The sequence below is a fragment of the Streptomyces sp. 3-6 genome (genome assembly GCF_056323165.1).
On sequence record NZ_JBWHZP010000008.1, the window covers coordinates 219,228 to 243,142 of the forward strand.

Below are 23,915 nucleotides of genomic sequence, written 5' to 3' on the forward strand. Positions count from 1 at the left end.
CGGGCCCGCCGTCACACCTCGGGGCGCAGCATCGGCGGGTTGAGCAGAGTGGCTCCCCCCGCCCGGAAGAGCTGGGCGGGCCGTCCGCCCTGGCGGGTGGTCGTCCCGCCGGTGGGGACGAGGAAGCCGGGGGTGCCCGTGACCTTGCGGTGGAAGTTGCGCGGGTCGAGGGCCACTCCCCACACCGCCTCGTACACCCTCCGCAGTTCTCCGACGGTGAACTCGGGCGGGCAGAACGCCGTGGCCAGGGACGAGTATTCGATCTTCGAGCGGGCCCGCTCCACGCCGTCCGCGAGGATCTGCGCGTGGTCGAAGGCTAGGGGGGCGACCTGGCCGCCGTCCCGGCCGTGGCCGCCGAGCAGCAGCAACTCCTCGACCGGCGCCCAGCGGGCGTTGGCCGCGTCGCCGCCGGCCCGGGGGGCGGGCAGATCGGGTGCGAGGGCGAGGTGCGCGACACTGACGACCCGCATCCGGGGGTCGCGCTTCGGGTCGCCGTACGTGGCCAGTTGCTCGAGGTGGGCCCCGTTGTCCTGGACCGGGACGCCCGGGTCGTGCACGTGGAGGCCGGTTTCCTCGGCCAGTTCGCGTGCCGCTGCCTGCGCCAGGTCCTCGTCGGCCCGCACGAACCCGCCGGGCAGGGCCCAGCGCCCCTGGAAGGGCGGCTCGCCCCTGCGGACCGCCAGCGCACACAGTGCGTGACGGCGTACGGTCAGCACGACCAGGTCCACGGTGACGGCGAAGGGCGGGAAGGCTGACGGGTCGTAGGGCATGCGGCGATCATAGTCGTCTCACTGACGATAAGCACTCCCTTCGCCGACCCCGCCCCCGATTGATCATCATCGGTCCCGAACGGTCCCGGCCTTCCGGTCCGGTTTGCCCGGCCGCGGCCCGTCGGGGCAGGTCAGACGCCCAGCTGGAGACCGTCGGCGGCCTCCTCGACCACGGCGACACCGAGCCGTCCGACCCGCACGGAGAACGGCGCACCGGCGATACTCAGCCCGGTGACGGCCACTTCGCCGAGCGGGGCGCCGGCCATCGGGTGCAGGGACACGGTCCCGGCCGGGGCGTCGGGACGGATGCCCGCGACCGTGGTCAACAGCAGCACCGCGGACGCCGCCGCCGTGGCGGCGGGCCGGCAGGCCGCCGGGTGGGGCAGCGGTGCGCTCCCCTCCGTCCGCTGCTCCCCGGCGTACATCTCCGGCAGTCGGTGGCCGAACGCCGCGGCCGCCGCGAGCAGTCCCCGCAGCAGGGACGTCGCCTCCGCCTTGTGGCCCGCCGCGGCGAGACCCGCCACGGCGAGGGCGGTCTCGTGCACCCGCACGGCACCCGACCGGTGACCGAACGGGTTGTATCCCGGGTCCCGGACGGCGAGTCCCCGCAGCCCCCAGCCGGAGTCCATACCGGGCCCGCCCAGCAGCCGGGCCAGGTGACCGGTGTCTGCCCGGTCGAGCAGCCCGGGGGCGGGCTCGCCCCGGGCGAGGAGTCCGGTGTCGAGCAGGTGCACGGCCGCGGCCCCCGCGTGCGGAACCGGACGCCCGTCACTCGCCCGGACCGCGGCGGGCCGTCCGCCGCCCGGGGCGTCGATCCAGAAGTCGTCCCGGAAGGCGGTCCGCACGGCCCGGGCCCACTGCCGCAGTTCGTCACCGCCCGGTCTGCCGAAGGCGTCGAGCAGGTCGCCGCCGAGCAGGGCCGCGCGGTGGGCGTGCGCCTGGGTCTCGGCGCGGCACGGCCCGCCGGGCTGCGGATCGGGCAGGTAGAGACCGTCGCACACGGTGTTGCGCAGCCAGGCCAGACAGCGTTCGGCGGCCGGCAGCAACTGCTCCGTGTCACGGTCGAGCAGGCCCCAGCGCCGGGCCTCCGCCAGCAGGACGGGGAAGAGGAGGGTGGCCTCCGTTCCGGTGCAGCTCGGGGGCACGTGGGGGCCTGCGTCCCTGCGCGGCCCGGGGATCATCCCGGCGTGCGGACCCGGTCCGGGCGTCTGGGCACGCGCGAGCATGCGCAGGGTGCCCGCGGCGAGGCCGGTGCCCAGCGGGAGCGCCATGCGGGCGGCGGCGAGCGCGTCGGCGGGTGCGGGACCGCAGCGCCAGGGCGCGCCGGCCGCGAGATGGGTGTCCGACGGGTTGACGGGGTCGCGCAGCAGCAGGGACCGGAGGTCGTCGAGGCCGGTCCGCAGCAGCGCGACGATCCGCCCGTCGTCCCCTGTGGCCCGTGCGGGAGCGAGCGGGCTGGTGGCCCCGTGTCCGACAGCACGCGGGGGCGTCCGCCCGCCGGGACGCACGCGCAGGAGTACACTCGCCCGGCCGCCCGGAGGCAGCTGGAGTTCCCAGCGCAGGACGCCCGCGGAGGCCAGGACATCGGCGGGCTGCGGTTCGGCCGTGACCGTCGCGCTCCGGGGACCGCCGGACCAGCGCAGTCCGCAAGTATGCACGTGGGCGGGCAGTTCCGGCCCCGCGTCCCCGGAGGCGATCGCCGCGAGGTCGGCCAGGTCGGTGCCGAGCGCCACCTCGACCGGGAGCCGCAGTGGGTGCGGTGCGGCGCTGTGGAGCGTGATCCGCTCCGTGCCGTCCGCGGAGTGGATCCGTTCGATCAGGATGTCCGGGTCCGGTCCCGACTGTCCCGAGGCTCTGAGGGTCTCCACGGACCGCACCCGGTCGGCGCCGATCGTCCGGGCCTGCACCGCGAGCGGTTCGCGCCCCGCCACCCGCAGCCGGCAGCGGGACAGCAGACGGGTACCTGCCTGGTAGAACCCTTCCAGCCCGTGCCCGGTCAACCGGCCCTCCTCCGTGGTGATGACGAGACCGGGGAGGGCGACACCGATCAGCGTGGTGTGGACCGCCGGCAGGTCCGCGAGCAGGCGGGGCGCGCCGCCGGGCGTGGTCCGGTGGCCCACGGTGGGAGGGGTGGCCGCAGCGGTTCCCGCGCGCCCGGCCGAGTCCCGGACGGCCCGGGCGGACGGGTGCGGATCGCCGGGCCGGTCGGGCTGCGGGATCCGGGTGGTGGTGCGGTCGGGCTGCGGGGGCCGGACGGTGGTGTGGTCGGGCTGCGGGAGCCGGACGGCGGCGTGGTCGGGCCCTGCGGACGCGCGCGGGGTGGGGTGCTGCGTCGCACCGGCAGGGGCGCCGGGCTCCCGGGCCCAACTGGGCCCGCCGCCCGGCCGGGACCCCCCGGACGACCTCCCCTGCTCACCGGCGCCGAGCCGGAGGGCTGCCGGGGCCCGGTCGGTCGGTGTGGCCGAGGTTCCGACGGGGCCGGGCCCACGGTCCCGGGGCACACCGGAGTGCTGCTCGCCGATGGACGGGATCGTCGCGTCGGTGGAGTAGCTCGGGCGTCCGGTCGGTTGCGCACTGCGGTGCCGGTCGGCGAGCCCCGGAGCCGACGCGTCCGCGGAACGGCGATCATCCGCCGGGGCGGCTGAAGACGGCTGCTGCATGGCTGGGGTTCCTCTGCGCTCGACGGGCCTCGGACGCCGCCGACGCCGCGGCGAACTCCGGCCGGGCGCGGGCGGGTCGGCGTCCCGCCCGAGTGAAGGCGTTCCGCCCCTCCGATCAACGGCGCCGCCCTCCCCCGGTCACGCCCGCGACGGGTGGACACCTGCGGGTGCCGTGGGCGGACGGGCGCCACGTCGAGGGTCGGGCGCCGCCGCAGCGGGCGGGCTCAGCCCCGGCGGGCGGCCACCGCCGCTTCCGCATCCGCGCGGGTGGCCGGTCGCCGGTGGCATCCGAGGACCGGGCCGACCAGCCGCCCGTCCGGTCGCTGCCCGACGACCGATCTCACGGATCGCACCAGTCGGCCGCTCGTACCCGTGGGCCGGCCCGCCTGTCCGTCGGCCTGTCCGTCGGCCTGTCGGTCGGCCTGTCGGTCGGCCTGTCGGTCGGTCGGCACCCCGGCGAACGGCACGCACCGCGTCCTGGTCCCAGGAGGCAGGTCCTCCGGTGCGTGGTCCTGCCCCCGAGGGGCTCCCAACCGACCGAGGAGTTCCACGTTGCGGCACACGACCCGCTTCCGGGATGTTGGAACGTCCGGTGATCCGACTGCCACGGGCATCACCATCCCCCTTCCCCCTCGCCTCTCCGCCCTCAGCTCCCCCTCCCTCAGCGCTCTGTTTCGCCACCGTCGGTGCCGTGCCCCGGCCTGCCCGGGGCGTGCTGCGGGCCCGTCTCGCCGGTGCCGGCAGCACCTCCGGGGTGGCGAGAGGCGCCCCGGCCCGGTGTCCCGGGGCGCGGTCCGGTCGGGCGGGTGCCGCCGGCGGACGCGGCGCCCGGGCGGAGCCCACCCCGTGCACCGCTTCCGGGGTGCGTGGTGCCCGCCCACGCGCGCTGTCGGGGGATTCGCGCACGGGGCCTGCGGCCGTCGGTCCGCGTACGGCGGCGGGCCGAAGCACCTCCGGTTTCCGGCTCCCGCCCATGACTCCGGCGGCGTGACGCTGCGTCCCCGGCACCGAGAGTTGCAGCCCCGGCCGCCGTGGCACCGCCGGTTCCCCGAACCACCCCGTCGGGCCCACCGTTCGCACCGGGCAGTGCGGGACCACTGGCGCCGACGCTCCCACCGTGGCCGTCGCCCTCGCCGTCACCGCCACGGCCGCCGGTCCGGACGGATCGTTCCGAACGCAGGCACCGTCGGACCGACTCGGGGTCGAGGCCCTCGTTGCAGGCCTGGTGCAGCAGGCGGGCGAAGAGGTAGTCGGGGTCCGCGCCGAGAGCCATGGCGAAGGCCTCGCGGGCTTCCAGTTCGTCGCCGGTGGACCAGGCGACCCACCCGGCGAGCGTCAGGGGAGCCGCGGCGTGTTCGCCGTACGGGCCACTGCACCGGCGGGCCAAGGCACGCCACAGACGGAGGGCCGGGGCCGCCTCCTCTCCCTCCATCCACTCCGCCGCGCGGTCGCGTGTCGTCCGGTCCTGGAGGCCGAGGATCAGGGTCGCGGCCTCGTCGTGGCGGAGCAGTTCGTCGTCCCGCAGGTCCGACGGGAGGGCGCCGGAGACGGGCGGGGCGGCGGCGAAGCGGCGCCGGACCCGCTCGGCGAGGCGCAGGGTCTCGTCGGCCACCGCGACGCGGCCCGCCTCGTCGAGGATGCGGGGCACCAGCTTCAGCCCTGCCGCGTCGAGGGCGGCCTCCTGGTCCACGGTCGCGAAGCCCTCCCTCGGCTGGAGCCTGGCCCGCAGCTCGCGCAGGGTGCCGCGGACCTGGAGTCCGGCGTAGGTGGCGGCGGCGGCCACTACGGAGGTGCCGGCCAGGCCCATGGGGGTGCCCTCGGCCGGACAGCACTCCGGGATGTCGCAGCAGTACGACCAGTAGCGGCCGTCGGAGACGCACAGGGCTTCCACCACCGGGACGTCGAGGGCACCGCACTCCACACGCAGTGCGTGGGCCAGCGGAGCGAGGTGTTCCTTGACCTCCCTGCCGGAGACGCCACGCTCCGGTTCCCTGCACAGGAAGAGGATCATCTGCTCGGGAGGGGCCCCGCGGCGGGTACTCCCGATGACCAGCCCACGGGCCAACTGCCGGGCGGCCGCCGGCCAGTCGTCCCGGTCGGTCGGGATGCCGAGGCGGGCCCGGCCGCCGAACCGGCCCTGCCCGTCCTTCTCGTGCAGCGCCACCAGGACGATGCTGTCCTCGGGCCGGTAGCCGAGGAGGTAGGGCAGCGCGTCGGCGAGTTCGGCGGGGCTGCGGAGCGTGACCTGCTGTGGATCGCCGTGCCGCCGGTACGCGGTGCAGCCGAGGTCGGGCGCGGGGAGCGGGGGCGGACCATCCTCGCCGTGGGGTGGCGGGGCCCCGGGGGCGAGGGGGGCTGCCGGCTCCACGGAAGCTCCGGAGCCTTCCGGCCGCGCAGGACCCGATGCACCGCCCTGCCCCTGGCCCACTCCCTTTTCGCGCGGAGGGTCGATGTCCCCGAGGAGGTCGTCGCTCCCGTCGAGCCGCGGGTCGTCCGCCACCGGTCGGTGTCCGCCGGCGGTGGGGCGACCGTCGTCAGCGGCGGGCCGCCGGGCGGGCACTGCCGATCGGTGTTCGCCGGCGGCGGACCCTCGGTCGTCACCAGCGGGCCCTGCCGGTCCGGGTTCGTCGGCGGTGGTCCGCCGGTCCCGGTCATCGTCACCAGCGGGCCGCCGGGTGTTCCCGGCGACGTGACCGTCTTCGGCCGCGGGGTGAAGGTCACCGTCTCCGGCACAGCGGTCGGCCGCGTCGCCGTTTTCGGGGGATCCGGTCGTTTCGATGTGATGCGTCATGTGAGGACGATCTCGCGGATCGCAATCGTCCGCTTACCCTGTGGATAACTTTGAGCAGGGCCACGTCATGAGGCAGGACGGCTGCCGGGCCGCGCCGGGCCTCCGCCCCGCCCAGCCACCAGTCCGTCGGTGCCGTGCTGTTGACGCTGGAAGGAGGCGGCCTCCGTGGCGGTACGGAAGAGTTCGGCCTCGTACGCCGGAAGCGCGGCCAGGAGCGCGTCGCGGCGGGCGTCCGGGGTGCCGGGGGCGGATACGGGGAGGTCGTGCGACAAGGACCGGAGTGGGCGGAGCACGGCGCCCCGGAGTAGATCCACGAGCGGTATATGGCTGCTGGCGCGGACGACACGGAGCCCGCTCTCGGTGAACGCGCGCAGTTCGCGGCGGGCGTTGGTGGGGCGCTGTCTGCCGGTCAGGGCGGCGATGTGGGCGTCGAGCCCCGCCGTCGGGCACCGCGATCGAGCAGTCGGCCCCGATCAGCCGGGCCGCCATTGCCGCCCGTGTCCGGGGGCGGACAGGGCGGCACGGCCGGTCCCGGCGTCCTCGCCGGTCAGATACGGCCACCACCAGCGGCCCTGTGCTGCGGGCGCCGGGCGGCCGTCGCGTCCAGCAGCGCTCCGCGCGCGGCGCCCCGTTGCGCCGTGGGGAAGCCCGATGCGACCAGGGGGCCACTGAGGTAGCCGCGTCGGCCTCCGAGGGTCAGCACGTCCGCGCGGTCCAAGGCGGGGAAGACCCGCTCGGCGCCCCGACGCCGCCCGCGGCCGCACGCTCCCGCCCAGAAACCGGAAAGCGGAAAGCCCGAAGAGCGGGAAGCCCGGAAAGCGGGAAGGCCGGAAAGCGGGAAAGTTTCCGAGGCCGGCGCGGCCCGCCTATCCGGCCGACGCGAGAACGAGCGGCAGCACCTGGCCCGCCCCGTTCTGGCGCAGGAGGCGTGCGCCGACGGCCAGGGTCCAGCCGGAGTCGGTGTAGTCGTCGACGAGCAGGACCGGGCCGGGGGTGACGGCCAGGGCGGCGGCGAGTTCACCGGGCACGGTGAACGAGTCGGCCAGGGCGCGCAGCCGCTGGGCGGAGTTGCTGCGGTGCGCGGCGTGCTCATCGGCCCGGGGGGTGTAGGCCAGGCTGCCGAGCAGCGGGAGCCTGCCGACCCTCGCCACGCCCTCGGCCAGGGAGGCGACCAGCCGGGGGCGGGTGCGGGAGGGCATGGCGACGATGCCCACCGGCCGTGCCACTGCGTCGGGGGAGCCGCCGGCCCAGCCTCCCGGTGAGCGGGCCCAGTCCGCCAGCACGGTCACGACGGCGTTCAGCACGTCGTCCGGGACCGGGCCGTCCGGTGCCTGCGCCGCCAGGATCGGCCGCAGCCGGTTCCCCCAGCCGATGTCGGACAGCCTGCCCAGTGCCCGCCCCGTGCTTGCCTGCTCGCCTGCGGGGATGCGTCCCTTGAGATCCATGCCGACCGCGGCCAGCCCGGTCGGCCACATCTTGCGGGGCTCGACCTCGACACCGGGCCGATCCAGCTCACCCGCTGCCGCCGCGAGAGCCCCGGGAGAGACGGACGCCTCCAGCCACGGGCCGGCACAGTTGTCACAACGACCGCACGGGGCCGCCTTCTCGTCGTCGAGCTGCCGCTGCAAGAACTCCATCCGGCATCCCGTGGTCGCCACGTAGTCCCGCATGGCCTGCTGCTCCGCCGCCCGCTGCTTCGCGACCCACGCATACCGCTCCGCGTCGTACGTCCACGGCTGCCCCGTAGCGGCCCATCCGCCCTTCACGCGCCTCACCGCGCCGTCCACGTCCAGGACCTTCAGCATCGTCTCCAGGCGCGAGCGTCGAAGATCCACCAGTGGTTCCAGGGCCGGCAGCGACAACGGACGGCCCGCCTCCTCCAGCACCGCCAGGGTGCGGCGGACCTGCTCCTCGGGCGGGAAGCCCACCGAAGCGAAGTAGGCCCAGATCGCCTGGTCCTCCCGCCCCGGCAACAGCAGCACGTCCGCGTGGTCCACGCCCCGCCCCGCGCGCCCCACCTGCTGGTAGTAGGCGATCGGCGACGACGGCGAGCCCAGGTGGACGACGAAACCGAGATCGGGCTTGTCGAAGCCCATGCCCAGCGCCGAGGTGGCGACCAGGGCCTTCACCCGGTTCGCCAGCAGGTCCTCCTCCGCCTGCAGCCGGTCGGCGTTCTCCGTCTTCCCCGTGTAGGACGCCACCGGATAACCGCGCTGCCGCAGGAAGGCGGTCACCTCCTCCGCCGCCGCCACCGTCAGCGTGTAGATGATCCCCGAACCCGGCAGGTCCCCCAGCCGCTCCCCCAGCCACGCCAGTCGGTGCGCCGCGTCCGGCAACTCCAGGACACCCAACCGGAGACTCTCCCGGTCCAGCGGCCCGCGCAGCACCAGAGCGTCCCCGCCCCCCGTGCCCAGCTGCTCAGCGACGTCCGCGGTCACCCGCGCGTTCGCGGTCGCCGTCGTGGCCAGCACCGGCACCCCCGCCGGCAACTCCGCCAGCATCGTCCGCAGCCGCCGGTAGTCGGGCCGGAAGTCATGCCCCCAGTCCGAGATGCAGTGCGCCTCGTCGACCACGAGCAGACCGGTCGTGGCCGCGAGCCTGGGCAGCACCTGATCGCGGAAATCGACGGAATTGAGACGTTCCGGGCTGACGAGGAGGACATCCGTCTCACCACGCTCGACCTCCCCGTAGATCGTCTCCCACTCCTCCGGGTTGGCCGAGTTGATCGTGCGGGCCCGGATACCGGCCCGCCCCGCGGCATCGACCTGGTTCCGCATCAACGCCAGCAACGGCGAAATGATCACGGTCGGGCCCGAGCCCCGCCTGCGCAGCAGAGCGGTGGCCACGAAGTACACCGCCGACTTGCCCCAGCCGGTGCGCTGCACCACCAGAGCACGCCGGCGTTCCTCCACCAGGGCCGACACCGCCTGCCACTGGTCCTCCCGCAGCCGCGCCGAGCCCGCAGGGGCACCGACGAGCTCAGCGAGGACGGCATCGGCTTCGGCGCGGAGCTCCAGGTTGTCCATGCCTCCATGCAACCCGATCCCACTGACAATCGGCGAATCCGCCCGGCACGGGAGAGGGCTCACGACGGGGCGCCCTACCGTGCACGGACCGAGGACGGCCGGCGATCCGGAGCCGATCACCGACCGGGAGCGCCCGGCGAGCCCTGTGCCGCCGGCGGCCGTCACCGCGTTTCGGAACGCTGTGTGCACGGCTCTGGACGGCCCGCACTCGGAGGGCGTAGGAACGGTGCGGGGCCGACCGTCGACCGCGCGGTGCCGGGGATCCGGGGGCGGGGATATTAGCCGCGCATCATCCGATAACGGTCCGCTGCCCCAATTGCTCGTTGCCGCGGCTCAGTTCGGCAGGAAGAATTGAGGTCCGCACCCGCACGGCCCGTCTGCCGCCCAGGTAGGGCGCTGTTGCGTGCGCGCTCCCCGAATCCGACCCCGCCCGCTGTGTGGGCGTAGCCGAAGGGAGGACCGTGACCTTCGGATTCGCTCCGTCCTCGGCGGCATCGCTGTCCGCGCACGCCGCATCCGCCCACCGTGTGCTCGAACCAGCGGAGTGGGCCGCCGCGGGAATCCCGCTGCTGCGCAACCCGCGCGAGGTCGTCAACGGTCTGCACGCCCGGCACCGTCCCGGGCCGGCGACCGCGGTCGTCGCCGTGCTCGATCCGGACGAACGGCTGTGCGCGAGCGCCTCGTTCACCCGCCGTTCGGCACCCGCGGACGGCTGGATGTTCCGCAACGCCCTGCTCGCCCAGTTGCGCCGGGTCATCCCGCACGACCTGCGGCGCCGCACTCCGGTGCGCACCGCCGTGCTCCTCTACTGCCGGGAGGGGGACGCCCGGTGGACGGAGGAGGACGGTGCGTGGATGTGGGGCCTGCGGGACGCCTGCACGCTGCACGGGCTGCGCTGCGGCGCGTACATCACGCTGACGCGTGACGGCTGGCAGGTGCTGGGCGAGGACCGGGGCGGCCGCCGCCCCAGCGCGGGTTCGGCACCCGAGCCGGTCGCCCTGGCGGAGGCGCCGGCGCGCATCCCCCGGACGGGCGGCGTCGCTTCGGAGGTCATGCGCCGGGCAGCCGCACGCTGACGCCCGCGCGCCGCCCGCCGGCGGCGGATCCTGCGGGCCCCGCGGCGCCGTACCTCCCGCGCCCCGCGCGCCGGGTCCTCCACGCCCCGCCGCGGCCCGCCGAAGGGCAGCCGGAGGGCAGCCCGACGCGGCCGTACGGCAGGGGGCGCGGCGCACGGTGCCACCCCGATGACGGAGGTGACGGCAGAACCACCCGGCCGTCACCCGCGAGACACGGACGGCCGCGACCCAGCGCCGGGGCCCGTGCGGTGTGCGGTGCCCCCGGCCCCGGCGTCGGTGGATGCCGGGGCGGGTGGCTCAGACTCCCGCGCCGAGCACCGCGTTGATGCGCTGCGGGTCGCCGCAGACGATCAGCAGGGCACCGGACTTGGCGTGGGCGACCGACAGGGCGGTCACGGCGGCCGGTTCGGGACCGCCGTTGACGGCGACCACGACGACGGGCCGGGACGCGGCACGGTGCGCGACGGCGGCGTCCGCGTAGAAGACGTCGTCGCCCGCGTCGTGCTGGGCCCAGTAGGAGGCTTCGCCGAAGGACAGTTCGTGGGTGGCCCACGGGTGCGGCTCACCGGTGGTGATCACCAGCACGTCACCCGGGGCACGGCCCGAGTCGAGCAGCAGGTCCACGGCCTCCTCGGCGGCGTCGAGCGCCCCCTCGGCGGACGCCGGGATCAACTGGACCTGTGCGGTGGGCGAGTCGGCTGCGGCCGGGGCGGGACGGCCCGGCTCGGCCGTGGGGGTCGCGTCACGCGCCGTGCGCTGCGCCGGCGGTGCGGACCGGTGCGGTCCGGGGCGGCCGGGACGCGGCGGAGCCGCGGGGCGGGGACCGGGTACGGGGCGGGGGGTCGGCGCGGTGCGGCCGCTGGCCGGCGTGGCGCGGGGACCCTGGGCACTCTCGTGAATCTGAGGCTCCTCGGGAATGAGAGGCATGGGCTGTTTCTTATCAAAGGTTGGTACGGCTCGCGCCGCCGGGTGGCACATGAGTGCGAACGGAACCGTCAGAACTCGAAGCCGAGCTGACCGTCGATCGCCGGAACGCGTTCCTCGGCCCAGGTGCGGACCTTCTTGAGGTGCCGCCACTGGGGCAGCGCATCAAGATACGCCCACGACATCCGGTGGTACGGAGTGGGTCCCCGGACCTCCAGTGCGGCCCTGTGCACCGGCGAGGGATACCCGGCGTTGTCCGCGAAACCGAAGTCTGCATGGTCGAGGCCCAGTTCGGCCATCATTTTGTCGCGCTGCACCTTGGCGATCACCGAGGCCGCGGCGACCGCCACACACGACTGGTCGCCCTTGACGACCGTCCGGACCTTCCACGGCGACCCGAGGTAGTCGTGCTTGCCGTCGAGGATCACCGCGTCGGGCCGGACCGGCAGCGACTCGAGGGCGCGGACCGCCGCCAGCCGCAGGGCGGCCGTCATCCCCATCTCGTCGATCTCCTCGGGGGACGCGTGCCCGAGGGCGTACGACGTCACCCAGGCCCGCAGTGTCTCGGCGAGTTCGGTGCGGCGCTTGACGGTCAGCAGTTTGGAGTCGGTGAGGCCCTCGGGGGGGCGGCGCAGTCCCGTGACGGCCGCGCAGACGGTGACCGGTCCGGCCCACGCGCCGCGCCCCACCTCGTCGACACCTGCAATGATCTTCGCCCCGGTCGTGGCGCGGAGTGAGCGCTCGACGGTGTGGGTGGGTGGTTCGTACGGCATGGCGCCCTTAGCGTACGCCGCCCGCCGCGGGCCGCGACACCCCGCCTCCCCCATCGGCCCGCGGGCCGCCGGGACGGCCGGTCAGCCGGTCTCCGGCCGCAGCAGCGGAACCATCAACTGGTCGACCATGTCCGTCAGATCCTTGTCCGTCCATTCACTCCCGCACATCTTCGAGCGGTACATCATCATCGCTGGAATGGCGTCGCACACGTAGTCGTTGGCCGCGTCACGGCGCACCTCCCCGCGTTCGACACCACGCTCGATCACCTCCCGCAGCATGGCGAGGGTGGGCTCGACGACCCCTTCGAAGATGACCGCGTGGAAGCGGTCGGCCTGGGTGGTGTCGCATTCGTGAATCACCGAACGCAGGGCGAGCCCGGACCGGGAGAACATCACGTCGCGCGTCCGGATGCAGAGGGTCAGCAGGTCGTCGCGCACGGTGCCGACGTCGGGCGCCGGCCCCGTCGGCGGCAGTCCGGCCCGCAGGGCGTCCGCCACCAGGTCCTCCTTGGAGGGCCAGCGTCGGTAGACGGCGGCCTTGCCGGTCTGGGCACCCGCGGCGACCCCTTCCATGGTCAGGCCGCTCCACCCGACCGTGCTGAGCTGATCCAGGGCGGCGTCGAGGATCGCGCGTTCCAGGACCGCGCCGCGGCGGCGGGAGGCGGCGGGGGTCCGGGCCTGGGCGTCGGCCCGGCTCGAAGTGTCCATCTGACTCTCTCCAACGAGCAAGGGAAGCGGGCTTCTCCGGGGATGGGGCATGCCTCGCGGGGACGGGGGCGCCGCCGTGCGGCCATAGCGGGGGACGCGCCGCACGACGACATGTTCAGTGAACGCTTGCGTTCACTGTCGGGGGACTCCTACGGTTGAGCTCAACAGTGAACGCAAGCGTTCACTGAACGACCTGTGGGGGATCCATCGTGACAACCTCTCCTTTGCTCCAGGACCGCAAGCCGGGAGCGGCCCGCCGGGGCGGACATCCCGGCCTCGCGCTCACCGTCATCGCGTTGTGCCAACTGATGGTGGTACTCGATGTCACGATTGTGAACATCGCGCTGCCGCACATCCAGACCGCGCTCGACTTCAGCACCACCGACCTGACCTGGGTGGTCAGCGCCTACACCCTCACCTTCGGCGGCCTGCTGCTGCTCGGCGGCCGGGCGGGGGACATCCTCGGCCGGCGCCGCGTGTTCATGACCGGCATCCTGCTCTTCACCCTCGCCTCGCTCCTCGGCGGCCTCGCCCAGGAGCCCTGGCAGCTGCTGCTCGCCCGCGTCCTGCAAGGAGCGGGCGGTGCCATCGCCTCGCCCACCGCGCTGGCGCTCATCACCACCACGTTTCCCGAGGGCCCGGCACGAAACCGGGCCTTCGGCGTCTTCGCGGCCGTCTCCGCCGGCGGCGGTGCCATCGGCCTGCTCGCCGGCGGCATGCTGACCGAGTGGCTCGACTGGCGGTGGGTGCTGTTCGTCAACGTGCCCATCGGCCTGCTGATCGCCGTGCTCGCGCCGCTCTACATCAACGAGTCCGAACGCCACACCGGCCGGTTCGACATCGCGGGCGCCGTGACCTCGACGGCCGGCATGGCCTCCCTCGTCTACGGATTCATCCGCGCGGCGGAGGAGGGCTGGCGGGACGGCCTGACGATCGGCTCGTTCGTCGCCGCCGGAGTCCTCCTGGCCGCCTTCGCGCTCATCGAGTCCCGGGCCAGGGAACCGATCACCCCCCTGCGGATGTTCGCCGACCGCAACCGCTCGGGCACGTACGTGATCATGCTCAGCCTGTCCGCGGCGATGTTCGGCATGTTCTTCTACATCGTCCTCTTCGTGCAGAACGTGCTCGGCTACAGCCCGATCCAGGCCGGACTGGCCTTCCTGCCGGTCACCGTGGTGATCGCACTGGGAGCGGGGGTGTCGCAGCGCTTCCTGCCCGTGTTCGGCCCCAAGCCCTTCATGCTGATCGGTTCCACCCTGGCGGCGCTCGGGCTGGCCTGGCAGACCCTGATCACCCCGGACAGTTCCTACCTCACCGGCATCCTCGGCCCGATGCTCGTCTTCGGGCTCGGCATGGGCCTGAACTTCGTCACCCTGACCCTCACCGCCGTCTCGGGCGTGGCCCAGCACGAGGCCGGGGCGGCTTCCGGACTGCTCAACGCCACCCAGCAGGTGGGCGGCTCGGTCGGCCTGGCCCTCCTCACCACGGTGTTCGGTTCCGCCAGCCGGGACGAGGCGCAGCAGCAGATCCCGCGCTTCCTCGCCGAGGGGACGCCGCAGCAGCAGGCGGAGTTCGCCCGGACGCAGCAGCTTCCGGCGCCCTGGGGACACGAGGTGCTCACGGAAGGCATCGCGCAGGCCTTCGTGCCCGCCGCGGCGATGGCCGCGCTGGCCCTGGCCACCGCGTGGTTCGTCATCCGCGTCCGCAGGAGCGACCTGGAGGCGCTGTCCGGCACGGCAGGGCCCGGGCTCGGCTGACAACCGCCCGACGGACGCCCGTCCACCGAGCGCCGCCTGCCCGTCGCACGCCGTCCCCGGTCGGCCCCCGGCATCCGTCACGGATCCCGGGGGGTCTCCAAGGCGGTCGCGTGACGGGCGGCGGAGACGGCTCCGTGCGCCACCGGACGCAGCCCGGCTCCCCCACCAGGTCTCACGGGCCAGGACGATCCCGGTGACCTGTGCACACACAGCACGGCGCAGCACACTCACGTCCACGCTCACGTCCAGGCCCACACCTTTCACCCCCTGCCCCCCTGCCCCCGCCGATTCACACGCCCGGTCGTCGACGAGGCTCGACCGTCGCTACGCCGGCCGACCGCGCCGCCTCGACACGCCTCGTCCCGCCCGCCCCACAGCCTCCGTCTCGCCCGCCCGACGCCCGTCGTCCCGCCCGTCCGTCCCCCTCCCGCGATGCCGGAGCCCGCAGATACCGCACTCCGCTTGTCGCATGGCGCATGCCGCATGCCGCTGTCTTCCCCACAACGGACAGCGGTCACAGAGAGTTCCCGACGCACACGCAGCGTCAGATGCCCGCGGAGGTCACGGAGCGAACGGAGTCCGTCGTGACCGGACTCCCGGACAACAGGTCAGGATTCCGGGGTCGCCGACCCCTGCGACAAGGCCGCACTCAGCCACTCCGGCAGCGCCTCGGTCCGGTCCAGCCACTCCGCCGGTGGTGCCCCCGCCTCCCTCGCCGCCACCACCCCGCCCACGATGGCGCACGTCGTGTCCACGTCGCCGCCGGCCTGTGCGGTCGTCCAGAAGGCGTCCGCGTAGTCGTCCAGGGAACGGGCGGCCGACCAGAGCGCGAAGGGCACCGTGTCGTGGGCCGTGGTGCGCCGCCCGCAGCCCAGGACGGCCGCGACGGTCGCCGCGTCGCCGTAGTCGAGCATGTCCCGGGCCCGGCGCAGCCCCGCGCCGACCGCGCTCCGGGCCGGGACCAGCCCGATCACACCGTCCAGCAGGGCCTCCGGCCCGGGCGGCGCGTCGGCCCCGGCGACCAGGGCGGCCGCGGCGGCGACGGCCATCGCGCCGACCACCGCCTCCCGGTGCTGGTGGGTGGGGTAGGCGGAGATCTCGGCCTGGTGGGTGGCCTGCTCGGGGTCGTCCGCGTACCAGGCGCCCAGCGGGGCGATCCGCATCGCGGCGCCGTTGCCCCAGGAGCCCTGCCCGTTGAAGAGCGCCGCGGCCGGCTTCCGCCAGTCCCCGCCCTCGCGGACCCGGCCCAGCAGCCGGCTCACCGTCCGGCCGTACCCCCGTTCGGCGTCATGGTGCTCGGCGAGGGACCGGGCCAGCGCGTCCTGGTCGATCCGCCGGTGCGCGGCGAGCACGGCCACCACGGAACAGGCCGTCTCGGTGTCGTCGGTCCAGCGCCACGGCGGCGGGGGCAGGGTCCGGCTCCGGAGCAGGGCATGGTGTCCGGGCACGAAGAACTGGGAGCCCAGCGCGTCCCCCACCGACAGTCCGCGCACGCAGGCCAGGGCGCGCTCCAGGCGCGCGGCGGGAGAGGAGTCAGCGGTCATGGCGCAGCCACCTTAGCCGGTGATCCCGTACGGTTCCGGGTCCCGCCAGCGTTCGAAGGGCCGGTCGAGGGTGTACTTGCCGTTCTCCCCCAGAACGAGCATGCGCATCTCGGCGTTCCTGGGGTTCGACAGCGACTCGAACTCCGCCACCGTCCAGTGGAACCAGCGCATGCAGAACAGCCGCATCGCGAGGCCGTGCGTCACGATCAGCACGTTCGGGGGGTGGTCGGGGTCCTCGAAGCTGCGCCACAGGCTCTCCAGGAAGCCGCCGACCCGGTCGTAGACGTCGGCACCGGACTCGCCCTGGGCGAAGCGGTAGTAGAAGTGGCCGTAGGCGTCCCGGTACGCCTTCTGCAGGCGCACGTCGTCATGGTTCTGCCAGTTGCCCCAGTCCTGTTCACGCAGTCGCGGTTCCTCCCGCACGCGTATCAGCGTGGGGTCGAGTTCGAAGGCGCTCAGCGTCTGGTGCGTGCGCCGGTACGGGGAGACGTACACGCTGACCCGCTCACCGCCGAAGACGTCGCGCAAGCGCTTGCCCGTCTCCCGCGCCTGCCTCCGGCCCCTCTCGGTGAGGGCCAGCGCGTGATCGGGTTCGCGCTCGTAGACGGTGTCGTCAACATTGCCCGTTGATTCACCGTGCCGGACAAGGACGATGCGCCGTGGTCGTGCCATGGTCAGAACCCTAGATCGGGTGACGCGCGGACGAGCACCCGAAGGGGTCGCATACGGCGCAGGTCACACACTTCTCGCACGACAGGCCACACGGGGGCGCGCTCCCACTGCGGGCGGCGTCAGACGGTCCAGGTCGGTTCCATGTCCACGACAGCACCGGTGAGGGCCACGATGTCGGCCTCCGTCTGCGCCCGCAGGGCCAGCCGCTCCACCCGTTCGGTGCGGTACTTGCCGTACTCGGCGGCCGACCGCCACATCGACAGCACCATGAACTCGTTGCCCGGGGCCTGGCCCAGCATGCCCCGGATCATGCCGGGCGATCCGGCCATGGCCGGATTCCACACCTTCTCCTGCATCAGCATGTAGTGCTCCGCGCGCTCCTCGTGGACGCGGCAGAGCGCCACCCGCAGCAGATCGGCGTCCGTGAAGCGCGGTTCGAAGCCGGTCTTCACGTCGAAACGGTGGTCGAACAGCCTGACCTGGGCGTCCTTGAACGTGCCGGACTGGGCCGTGGCGAGCCGGTCGTGGGAGCGGGCCATGAAGGAGTCGTAGAAGGCACGGCTCTCCCAGAACGAGAACACGTGCGCCACATCCGGTCGGCCCCGGCTCCAGCCTCCGCCCTGCCCGCGAAACCCCGGCTCCCCCAGAAGCCCCGCCCACTTCCGCTGCCCCCGTTCGAACCCGCGGCGGTCCACCACGGTGCAGCGAATCCACTTGACCAGCACCGCGCCATCGTACGGCCCGGCACGTGGCGCCGGTCACCCTCCGGCGCACCGCCTGGCGGCGCACCGGCCCCCGTGCGTGGCAGGATGGACAACCCACCGCGCCCGCCCGGCGGTTGGGGGCGCGCAGCGGTCGGCGGGCGGCACGGTCCCGGGGAAGGGGAGAGTGGTGCACGATCTCAACAAGGGCTTCGGCAGGATCGAGATCTCGCTGAAGTGGGACCCCAGTCCGGCGGGACGGCCCGCCACGGATCTGGACATCGTCGCGGCCCCCTACCCGGCGACCGATCCGTACGGTGACCCCGCCTACGTGGTGCACTTCGACAGCCGCTCGCCCGACGGCACCATCACCCTGAACCGGGACAGCACGGACGGGTTGGGCCTCGGCTTCGACGAGGTCATGACGGTGGAACTGGACCGGATGCACGAGCGGTACGCGCGGGTGGTCGTCGGGGTCGTCATCCAGCAGCAGAGCCCGCTGACCTTCGCCGGGGTGAGCCGGCCCGGCCTGCGCATCCGTGAGGGGTACGACGTGCTCTCGGAGAGCGACTTCTCCGGCGTACCCGGCGCCACGGCGGCCGTGGTGGCGGAGTTCCGCCGGGAGGGCACGGGCCCCTGGGAGGCCGACTTCGCCATCCGGGGCTTCGAGGAGGACCCGGCGACCTTCACCCGCGTCATGGGAGCGGCCCGCAGGTCCTGAGACGTCGCACCGGGGCCCCGGGACCGCGGTCACGACCGTGTCCCGGGGCCCCGGCGATCTCCCGGCCGGCCCACGCACCGCGAAGACCGGGAACGTGCGCGGGGACGCCTCCGGGCACGTCGGCGTTTCCCGGACGACCGGTGCTCCGGTCCGGCCGATCCGGTCCGCCCCCCCGTTCACAGGGGCAGCCGCCGCGACAAGCCCCCTGGCCCGCGGCACCTGTCACCCGGCACGACAGCCGGGCGTCACGCACGTCGAAGGCGGTGGAGCCGAGAACCCGCTCCACCGCCTCGAACGACTGCCTCACGCCCTGACGGCGCCCGGTGTCAGCTGCAGCCGCTGGTCGAGCCGCAGCCCTCGCAGATGTAGCAGGAGCCGGCGCGCTGCATCTTGGTGCCGCAGGAGAAGCACAGCGGGGCGTCGGCCTGGATGCCCAGCTGCATCTCCACCAGTTCGGCACTCGTGTGGGCCTGCTGGGGCGCGGGCTCGGCCGCCTCGGCCTCGGCCTGCGGCAGGGCCACCGACTTCAGCTCCTGGGCGCGCGGGGCCGACTGGGCCAGACCTTCGACGTCGACCTCGTCGTCGTCCAGGGACTGCTCGTAGGACCCCGTCTCCAGGTGCCGCTGGCGCTCCTCGGCGGAGTGGATGCCGAGGGCGGAGCGGGTCTCGAAGGGCAGGAAGTCGAGCGCCAGGCGGCGGAAGATGTAGTCGACGATCGACTGCGCCATCCGCACGTCCGGGTCGTCCGTCATGCCGGCCGGCTCGAAGCGCATGTTGGTGAACTTCGAGACGTAGGTCTCCAGCGGCACGCCGTACTGGAGGCCCACCGAGACGGCGATGGAGAAGGCGTCCATCATGCCCGCGAGGGTCGAGCCCTGCTTGGACATCTTCAGGAAGACCTCGCCGAGACCGTCGTCCGGGTAGGAGTTGGCGGTCATGTAGCCCTCGGCGCCGCCGACGGTGAACGAGGTGGTGATGCCGGGGCGGCCCTTCGGGAGGCGCTTGCGGACCGGGCGGTACTCGACGACCTTCTCGACCGCGGCGCGGATCGTCTCCTCGGCCTTCTCGGTGACCTCGGCCTTCTCCTCCTCCTTCTTCTTGGCGGAGAGCGGCTGGCCGACCTTGCAGTTGTCGCGGTAGATCGCGAGGGCCTTGACGCCGAGCTTCCAGGCCTCGAAGTAGATCTCCTCGACCTCCTCGACGGTCGCCGTCTCCGGCATGTTGACCGTCTTGGAGATGGCACCGGAGATCCACGGCTGGATCGCCGCCATCATGCGCACGTGGCCCATCGGGGAGATGGCGCGCTCGCCCATGGCGCAGTCGAACACCTCGTAGTGCTCCTGCTTGAGGCCGGGGGCGTCGATCACGTTGCCGTGGTCGGCGATGTGGGCGACGATCGCCTCGATCTGCTCCTCCTGGTAGCCCAGGCGGCGCAGGGCCTGCGGGACGGTGCCGTTGACGATCTGCATCGAGCCGCCGCCGACCAGCTTCTTGAACTTGACCAGCGCGAGGTCGGGCTCGACACCCGTGGTGTCGCAGGACATCGCGAGGCCGATGGTGCCGGTGGGGGCGAGCACCGAGGCCTGGGAGTTGCGGAAGCCGTTCTTCTCACCGAGGCGCAGCACGTCCTGCCAGGCCTCGGTGGCGGCGGCCCACACCGGGGTGTCCAGGTCGTCCATGCGCAGGGCCGCGCCGTTGGCGTCGGAATGCTGCTTCATGACGCGCTTGTGGGCGTCGGCGTTGCGGGCGTAGCCGTCGTACGGGCCGACGATCGCGGCGAGTTCCGCGGAGCGGCGGTAGGCGGTGCCGGTCATCAGGGAGGTGATGGACCCGGCGAGGGAGCGGCCGCCGTCGGAGTCGTACGCGTGGCCGGTGGCCATCAGCAGGGCGCCGAGGTTGGCGTAGCCGATGCCGAGCTGGCGGAAGGCGCGGGTGTTCTCGCCGATCTTCTGGGTCGGGAAGTCGGCGAAGCAGATCGAGATGTCCATCGCGGTGATGACCAGCTCGACGACCTTCTGGAAGCGCTCGGTCTCGAAGGACTGGTTGCCCTTGCCGTCGTCCTTGAGGAACTTCATCAGGTTCAGCGAGGCCAGGTTGCAGGACGTGTTGTCCAGGTGCATGTACTCGCTGCACGGGTTCGACGCGGTGATCCGGCCGGACTCGGGGCAGGTGTGCCAGTTGTTGATCGTGTCGTCGTACTGGATGCCGGGATCGGCGCAGGCCCAGGCGGCCTCGGCGATCTTGCGGAAGAGGTGCTTGGCGTCGACGTCCTCGATGACCTCGCCGGTCATCCGGGCGCGCAGGCCGAACCGGCCGCCCTCCTCGACCGCCTTCATGAACTCGTCGTTCACGCGGACCGAGTTGTTGGCGTTCTGGTACTGGACGGAGGCGATGTCGTCGCCGCCCAGGTCCATGTCGAAGCCCGCGTCGCGCAGGACGCGGATCTTCTCCTCCTCCTTGACCTTGGTCTCGATGAAGTCCTCGATGTCCGGGTGGTCCACGTCGAGGACGACCATCTTGGCCGCGCGGCGGGTGGCGCCACCGGACTTGATGGTGCCGGCGGAGGCGTCGGCACCGCGCATGAAGGAGACCGGGCCGGAGGCGTTGCCGCCGGAGGACAGCAGTTCCTTGGAGGAACGGATCCGGGAGAGGTTCAGGCCGGCGCCGGAGCCGCCCTTGAAGATCATGCCCTCTTCCTTGTACCAGTCGAGGATCGACTCCATGGAGTCGTCGACGGACAGGATGAAGCAGGCGGACACCTGCTGGGGCTGCGGGGTGCCCACGTTGAACCAGACGGGGCTGTTGAAGCTGAAGATCTGGTGCAGGAGGGCGTACGCCAGTTCGTGCTCGAAGATCTCGGCGTCGGCGGGCGAGGCGAAGTACTTGTGGTCCTCACCGGCCTTCCGGTACGTCTTCACGATCCGGTCGATCAGCTGCTTCAGGCTGGTCTCGCGCTGCGGCGTGCCCACGGCACCGCGGAAGTACTTGCTGGTGACGATGTTGACCGCGTTCACCGACCAGAAGTCGGGGAACTCCACGCCGCGCTGCTCGAAGTTCACCGAGCCGTCGCGCCAGTTGGTCATCACGACGTCACGGCGCTCCCAGGCCACCTCGTCGTACGGGTGGACGCCGGGGGTGGTGTGAACGCGCTCGACCCGCAGCCCCTTGCCGGTCTTGCCGCCCTTGGCGCGGGAACTCCGTGCCGGACCGCTCGCCGTCTCTGTCATGCCGCCTCCCTGTACGGGCGAAAACGCCCTGAAGTGCCCCGATGTTCCCGTGGCACGGTGTTCTGTCTGGTGCTGCGGGCACCACTCGCCTCGCCCGCAGCCGCTTCTTCTCCCCGCCGCCGACCGGCCGGTCCGTTCCGGACCCGGGTCCGGGTCCGGAACGGACCGGCGCTGCTGTCAGCCGGCGGCGTGGGCGGGTTCGTGGACCTCACCGGTCCCGCCGGACCCGCTGTCGTTCTCCCGGCTCCCCGCGACCGCTCCCTCGCGGTCACCGCCGTCCTCCCCGTCCCCGCCGTCTCCACCGGGGGTTCCCGCCCGCCTGAGCTCCGCGATCGCCGCCTCGAAGTCCTCGAGCGAGTCGAAGGCCCGGTAGACGGAGGCGAACCGCAGGTAGGCGACGAGGTCGAGTTCCTGCAGCGGGCCGAGTATGGCCAGCCCCACGTCGTGGGTGGTCAGCTCGGCGCTTCCGGTGGCCCGCACCGCCTCCTCGACCCGCTGGCCGAGCTGGGCCAGCGCGTCCTCGGTGACCGGCCGCCCCTGGCACGCCTTGCGCACGCCGTTGATGACCTTGGTGCGGCTGAAGGGTTCGGTGACCCCGGACCGCTTGACCACCATGAGCGAGCACGTCTCCACGGTCGTGAAACGACGGGAGCAGTCGGGACACTGGCGGCGCCTGCGGATCGACGTGCCGTCGTCCGTCGTACGGCTGTCGACGACACGGCTGTCGGGGTGCCTGCAGAAGGGGCAGTGCATGGAATCCCAACCCTCCTCACAGCAGACTCAATGGCCTCGCCGGGCCACTCGGGCCCCACGAAGCAGCACCAGCATAGGCGATCTCCGAGCCCCGGAAGACCCGGGGGACCACAACTTCTGGGCTGCCTGAGCAATCCAACCACTAGATGTGGGGATTGGCTCATACATACACGCCGTGCACGCGCGTCGCCTTCCGCCCCCACGGCAGCACCCGTGTGCCCGCTGCCGCGCGCCGTACACCGGGAGGCGCGGGGCGGTTCCGTGTCCCTGGCGGCACCCTTTCCGGTGGGGCGCCGGCGAGGCTGCCCGACGCGACCGGGAGGGGCCAGGAGGCAGCCGGCGGGCGGTACGCACGCGGCGCCGGGCTCCTAGACGGGACACGCCGGACGCACGGAGGAGAGGGGCCGCTCCCCGGACGGCCGGGGAGCGGATGGCAGACTAGGGCCGCGTCGGGACGGGACCGCCGGTCGGGACCGCCGGACGGGGCCGCCGGACGGGGCCGCCGCACCGGCCGCGAGATTACACCAATGATCCCGTTTGCCCGACAGGTCCCCGAGAGCCATCAGACGGTAGCGCGGCAGCCAATACACCTCGCCCCCTGATCGCGGGCCACAATTCGCAATTTTTCACTCGAACGTGTGTTTGGCGCAACCTTTCGAAAGCTACTACCGTTGTGCTGCAGGGAGACCATCGAGAGGGGCCGACGTGACCACCACCGCAGACAGTGCCACCATCACTGCCCAGGACCGCCCCCAGGGCCGGCCCGAGCCGGTGCATGTGATGAACGAAGCCGCGAGTCCCGAGACGCACAAGCGCTCCCTGCCGGGCCGACCTCCCGGCATCCGGGCGGACAGCTCCGGGCTCACCGACCGCCAGCGCCGGGTGATCGAGGTCATCCGGGACTCCGTGCAGCGGCGGGGCTATCCGCCGTCGATGCGGGAGATCGGCCAGGCGGTCGGCCTCTCCAGCACCTCCTCCGTGGCGCACCAGCTGATGGCGCTGGAGCGCAAGGGCTTCCTGCGCCGCGACCCGCACCGTCCGCGCGCCTACGAGGTGCGCGGTTCCGACCAGGCGGCCTCCGTCCAGCCCACGGACACCACCGGCAAGCCCGCCGCGTCGTACGTGCCGCTGGTCGGCCGCATCGCCGCCGGTGGCCCGATCCTCGCCGAGGAGTCGGTCGAGGACGTGTTCCCCCTCCCTCGCCAGCTCGTCGGCGACGGTGAGCTGTTCGTCCTCAAGGTCGTCGGCGACTCCATGATCGAGGCCGCGATCTGCGACGGCGACTGGGTCACGGTCCGGCGCCAGCCCGTGGCGGAGAACGGCGACATCGTCGCCGCGATGCTCGACGGCGAGGCCACGGTCAAGCGCTTCAAGCGCGAGGACGGCCACGTCTGGCTGCTCCCCCACAACGCGGCCTACGAGCCGATCCCCGGCGACGACGCGACCATCCTCGGCAAGGTGGTGGCCGTCCTGCGGCGCGTCTGAGCCCGCGTGGGGCCGCGTCACCGCCGCCCCGCCCCCGACCGGGCCCCGGGACCCCTGCGCCGGTTCCGGGGTCCTGCTCTGTCCGGGGTCTGCTCTATCCGGGGTCTGCTCCGTCCGAAGTTCCGCTTCGCCCGGGATTCTCCTCCGTACCGGGCCGGAAGCGCCGGTCGCGGCGCCCGGAGCCCTGCGGCCCAGCGTCTGATCCGGGGGCGGGGCCGCGCCCCTTGGGGGGCCCGCGGCCCGGAGCCTGGTCCGGGCCCGGTTCTGGGCGGCCTGGGGCCCACGTCGGGGTCGTACGCGGACGCCGCGAACGCCGGGCGCGCTTGC

General features: G+C 73.3%; 17 protein-coding genes. 4 read left to right on the top strand and 13 right to left on the bottom strand.

Features of this window, described 5'->3' with window-relative positions:
* Positions 1 to 11: 11 nt before the first annotated feature.
* From AC02VZ_RS13735 to AC02VZ_RS13755, 5 genes are all read right to left on the bottom strand, one after another.
* The gene (locus tag AC02VZ_RS13735) at positions 12 to 770 is read right to left on the bottom strand and encodes an NUDIX hydrolase (protein WP_362096255.1); all 759 of its coding nucleotides are present in this window, start codon (positions 768 to 770) and stop codon (positions 12 to 14) included.
* 131 nt (positions 771 to 901) lie between these two features.
* Positions 902 to 2,890, bottom strand: a complete 1,989-nt coding sequence (locus AC02VZ_RS13740) for a glycogen debranching N-terminal domain-containing protein (protein ID WP_432054622.1) — start codon at positions 2,888 to 2,890, stop codon at positions 902 to 904.
* 1,201 nt (positions 2,891 to 4,091) lie between these two features.
* Positions 4,092 to 5,798, bottom strand: coding sequence for a DUF4192 domain-containing protein (locus AC02VZ_RS13745; RefSeq protein WP_432054621.1), 1,707 nt, complete (start codon positions 5,796 to 5,798; stop codon positions 4,092 to 4,094).
* Between the two features lie 488 nt (positions 5,799 to 6,286).
* Positions 6,287 to 6,493 (bottom strand): hypothetical protein, encoded by a 207-nt coding sequence (locus tag AC02VZ_RS13750; RefSeq protein WP_432054620.1) that lies wholly within the window; start codon positions 6,491 to 6,493, stop codon positions 6,287 to 6,289.
* Positions 6,494 to 7,087: 594 nt separating this feature from the next.
* Positions 7,088 to 9,247 carry a RecQ family ATP-dependent DNA helicase gene (locus AC02VZ_RS13755; protein WP_476475442.1) on the bottom strand — a complete coding sequence of 720 codons (2,160 nt, stop codon included), beginning with the start codon at positions 9,245 to 9,247 and terminating at the stop codon, positions 7,088 to 7,090.
* A 461-nt stretch (positions 9,248 to 9,708) separates the two neighbouring features.
* On the opposite strand from AC02VZ_RS13755, the gene AC02VZ_RS13760 reads away from it, so the two are divergent.
* Positions 9,709 to 10,323: a hypothetical protein gene (locus AC02VZ_RS13760; protein ID WP_432054618.1), complete on the top strand. Its 615-nt coding sequence runs from the start codon at positions 9,709 to 9,711 to the stop codon at positions 10,321 to 10,323.
* A gap of 297 nt (positions 10,324 to 10,620) precedes the next feature.
* Here AC02VZ_RS13760 and AC02VZ_RS13765 read toward each other — a convergent pair whose 3' ends face one another.
* The 3 genes from AC02VZ_RS13765 to AC02VZ_RS13775 form a co-directional block, all read right to left on the bottom strand.
* Positions 10,621 to 11,250, bottom strand: a complete 630-nt coding sequence (locus AC02VZ_RS13765; RefSeq protein WP_432054617.1) for a hypothetical protein — start codon at positions 11,248 to 11,250, stop codon at positions 10,621 to 10,623.
* 68 nt (positions 11,251 to 11,318) lie between these two features.
* Positions 11,319 to 12,020: a ribonuclease HII gene (locus tag AC02VZ_RS13770; protein WP_432054616.1), complete on the bottom strand. Its 702-nt coding sequence runs from the start codon at positions 12,018 to 12,020 to the stop codon at positions 11,319 to 11,321.
* 81 nt (positions 12,021 to 12,101) lie between these two features.
* Entirely contained in the window at positions 12,102 to 12,728 is a 627-nt protein-coding gene (locus AC02VZ_RS13775; protein ID WP_476475443.1) for a TetR/AcrR family transcriptional regulator, read from the bottom strand.
* Positions 12,729 to 12,937: 209 nt separating this feature from the next.
* Here AC02VZ_RS13775 and AC02VZ_RS13780 point away from each other — a divergent pair, with 209 nt between their 5' ends.
* The gene (locus AC02VZ_RS13780; protein WP_476475444.1) at positions 12,938 to 14,485 is read left to right on the top strand and encodes an MFS transporter; all 1,548 of its coding nucleotides are present in this window, start codon (positions 12,938 to 12,940) and stop codon (positions 14,483 to 14,485) included.
* Positions 14,486 to 15,093: 608 nt separating this feature from the next.
* Here the strand turns inward: AC02VZ_RS13780 and AC02VZ_RS13785 are convergent.
* The 3 genes from AC02VZ_RS13785 to AC02VZ_RS13795 all read right to left on the bottom strand — a co-directional run bounded on the left by AC02VZ_RS13785 (position 15,094) and on the right by AC02VZ_RS13795 (position 17,426).
* Entirely contained in the window at positions 15,094 to 16,029 is a 936-nt protein-coding gene (locus AC02VZ_RS13785; protein WP_476475445.1) for an ADP-ribosylglycohydrolase family protein, read from the bottom strand.
* A gap of 12 nt (positions 16,030 to 16,041) precedes the next feature.
* Positions 16,042 to 16,701 (bottom strand): histidine phosphatase family protein, encoded by a 660-nt coding sequence (locus tag AC02VZ_RS13790; protein WP_476475446.1) that lies wholly within the window; start codon positions 16,699 to 16,701, stop codon positions 16,042 to 16,044.
* A gap of 119 nt (positions 16,702 to 16,820) precedes the next feature.
* Positions 16,821 to 17,426, bottom strand: a complete 606-nt coding sequence (locus AC02VZ_RS13795; RefSeq protein WP_432054611.1) for a YdbC family protein — start codon at positions 17,424 to 17,426, stop codon at positions 16,821 to 16,823.
* 166 nt (positions 17,427 to 17,592) lie between these two features.
* On the opposite strand from AC02VZ_RS13795, the gene AC02VZ_RS13800 reads away from it, so the two are divergent.
* Positions 17,593 to 18,123 carry a TerD family protein gene (locus tag AC02VZ_RS13800; protein WP_432054610.1) on the top strand — a complete coding sequence of 177 codons (531 nt, stop codon included), beginning with the start codon at positions 17,593 to 17,595 and terminating at the stop codon, positions 18,121 to 18,123.
* Positions 18,124 to 18,449: 326 nt separating this feature from the next.
* Here AC02VZ_RS13800 and AC02VZ_RS13805 read toward each other — a convergent pair whose 3' ends face one another.
* A complete protein-coding gene (locus AC02VZ_RS13805) occupies positions 18,450 to 21,350 on the bottom strand; it encodes a vitamin B12-dependent ribonucleotide reductase (protein ID WP_432054609.1) in 2,901 nt (966 codons plus the stop codon).
* 177 nt (positions 21,351 to 21,527) lie between these two features.
* The gene (gene nrdR, locus AC02VZ_RS13810; protein ID WP_362096186.1) at positions 21,528 to 22,103 is read right to left on the bottom strand and encodes a transcriptional regulator NrdR; all 576 of its coding nucleotides are present in this window, start codon (positions 22,101 to 22,103) and stop codon (positions 21,528 to 21,530) included.
* 705 nt (positions 22,104 to 22,808) lie between these two features.
* On the opposite strand from nrdR, the gene lexA reads away from it, so the two are divergent.
* Positions 22,809 to 23,588: a transcriptional repressor LexA gene (gene lexA, locus AC02VZ_RS13815; protein WP_362096184.1), complete on the top strand. Its 780-nt coding sequence runs from the start codon at positions 22,809 to 22,811 to the stop codon at positions 23,586 to 23,588.
* Positions 23,589 to 23,915: the final 327 nt, after the last annotated feature.

Coding starts and splice junctions, on each gene's coding strand:
- AC02VZ_RS13735 (WP_362096255.1), bottom strand. CDS start 770: ATGCCCTACGACCCGTCAGCCTTCCCGCCCTTCGCCGTCACCGTGGAC.
- AC02VZ_RS13755 (WP_476475442.1), bottom strand. CDS start 9,247: ATGGACAACCTGGAGCTCCGCGCCGAAGCCGATGCCGTCCTCGCTGAG.
- AC02VZ_RS13765 (WP_432054617.1), bottom strand. CDS start 11,250: ATGCCTCTCATTCCCGAGGAGCCTCAGATTCACGAGAGTGCCCAGGGT.
- AC02VZ_RS13770 (WP_432054616.1), bottom strand. CDS start 12,020: ATGCCGTACGAACCACCCACCCACACCGTCGAGCGCTCACTCCGCGCC.
- AC02VZ_RS13775 (WP_476475443.1), bottom strand. CDS start 12,728: ATGGACACTTCGAGCCGGGCCGACGCCCAGGCCCGGACCCCCGCCGCC.
- AC02VZ_RS13785 (WP_476475445.1), bottom strand. CDS start 16,029: ATGACCGCTGACTCCTCTCCCGCCGCGCGCCTGGAGCGCGCCCTGGCC.
- AC02VZ_RS13790 (WP_476475446.1), bottom strand. CDS start 16,701: ATGGCACGACCACGGCGCATCGTCCTTGTCCGGCACGGTGAATCAACG.
- AC02VZ_RS13805 (WP_432054609.1), bottom strand. CDS start 21,350: ATGACAGAGACGGCGAGCGGTCCGGCACGGAGTTCCCGCGCCAAGGGC.
- nrdR (WP_362096186.1), bottom strand. CDS start 22,103: ATGCACTGCCCCTTCTGCAGGCACCCCGACAGCCGTGTCGTCGACAGC.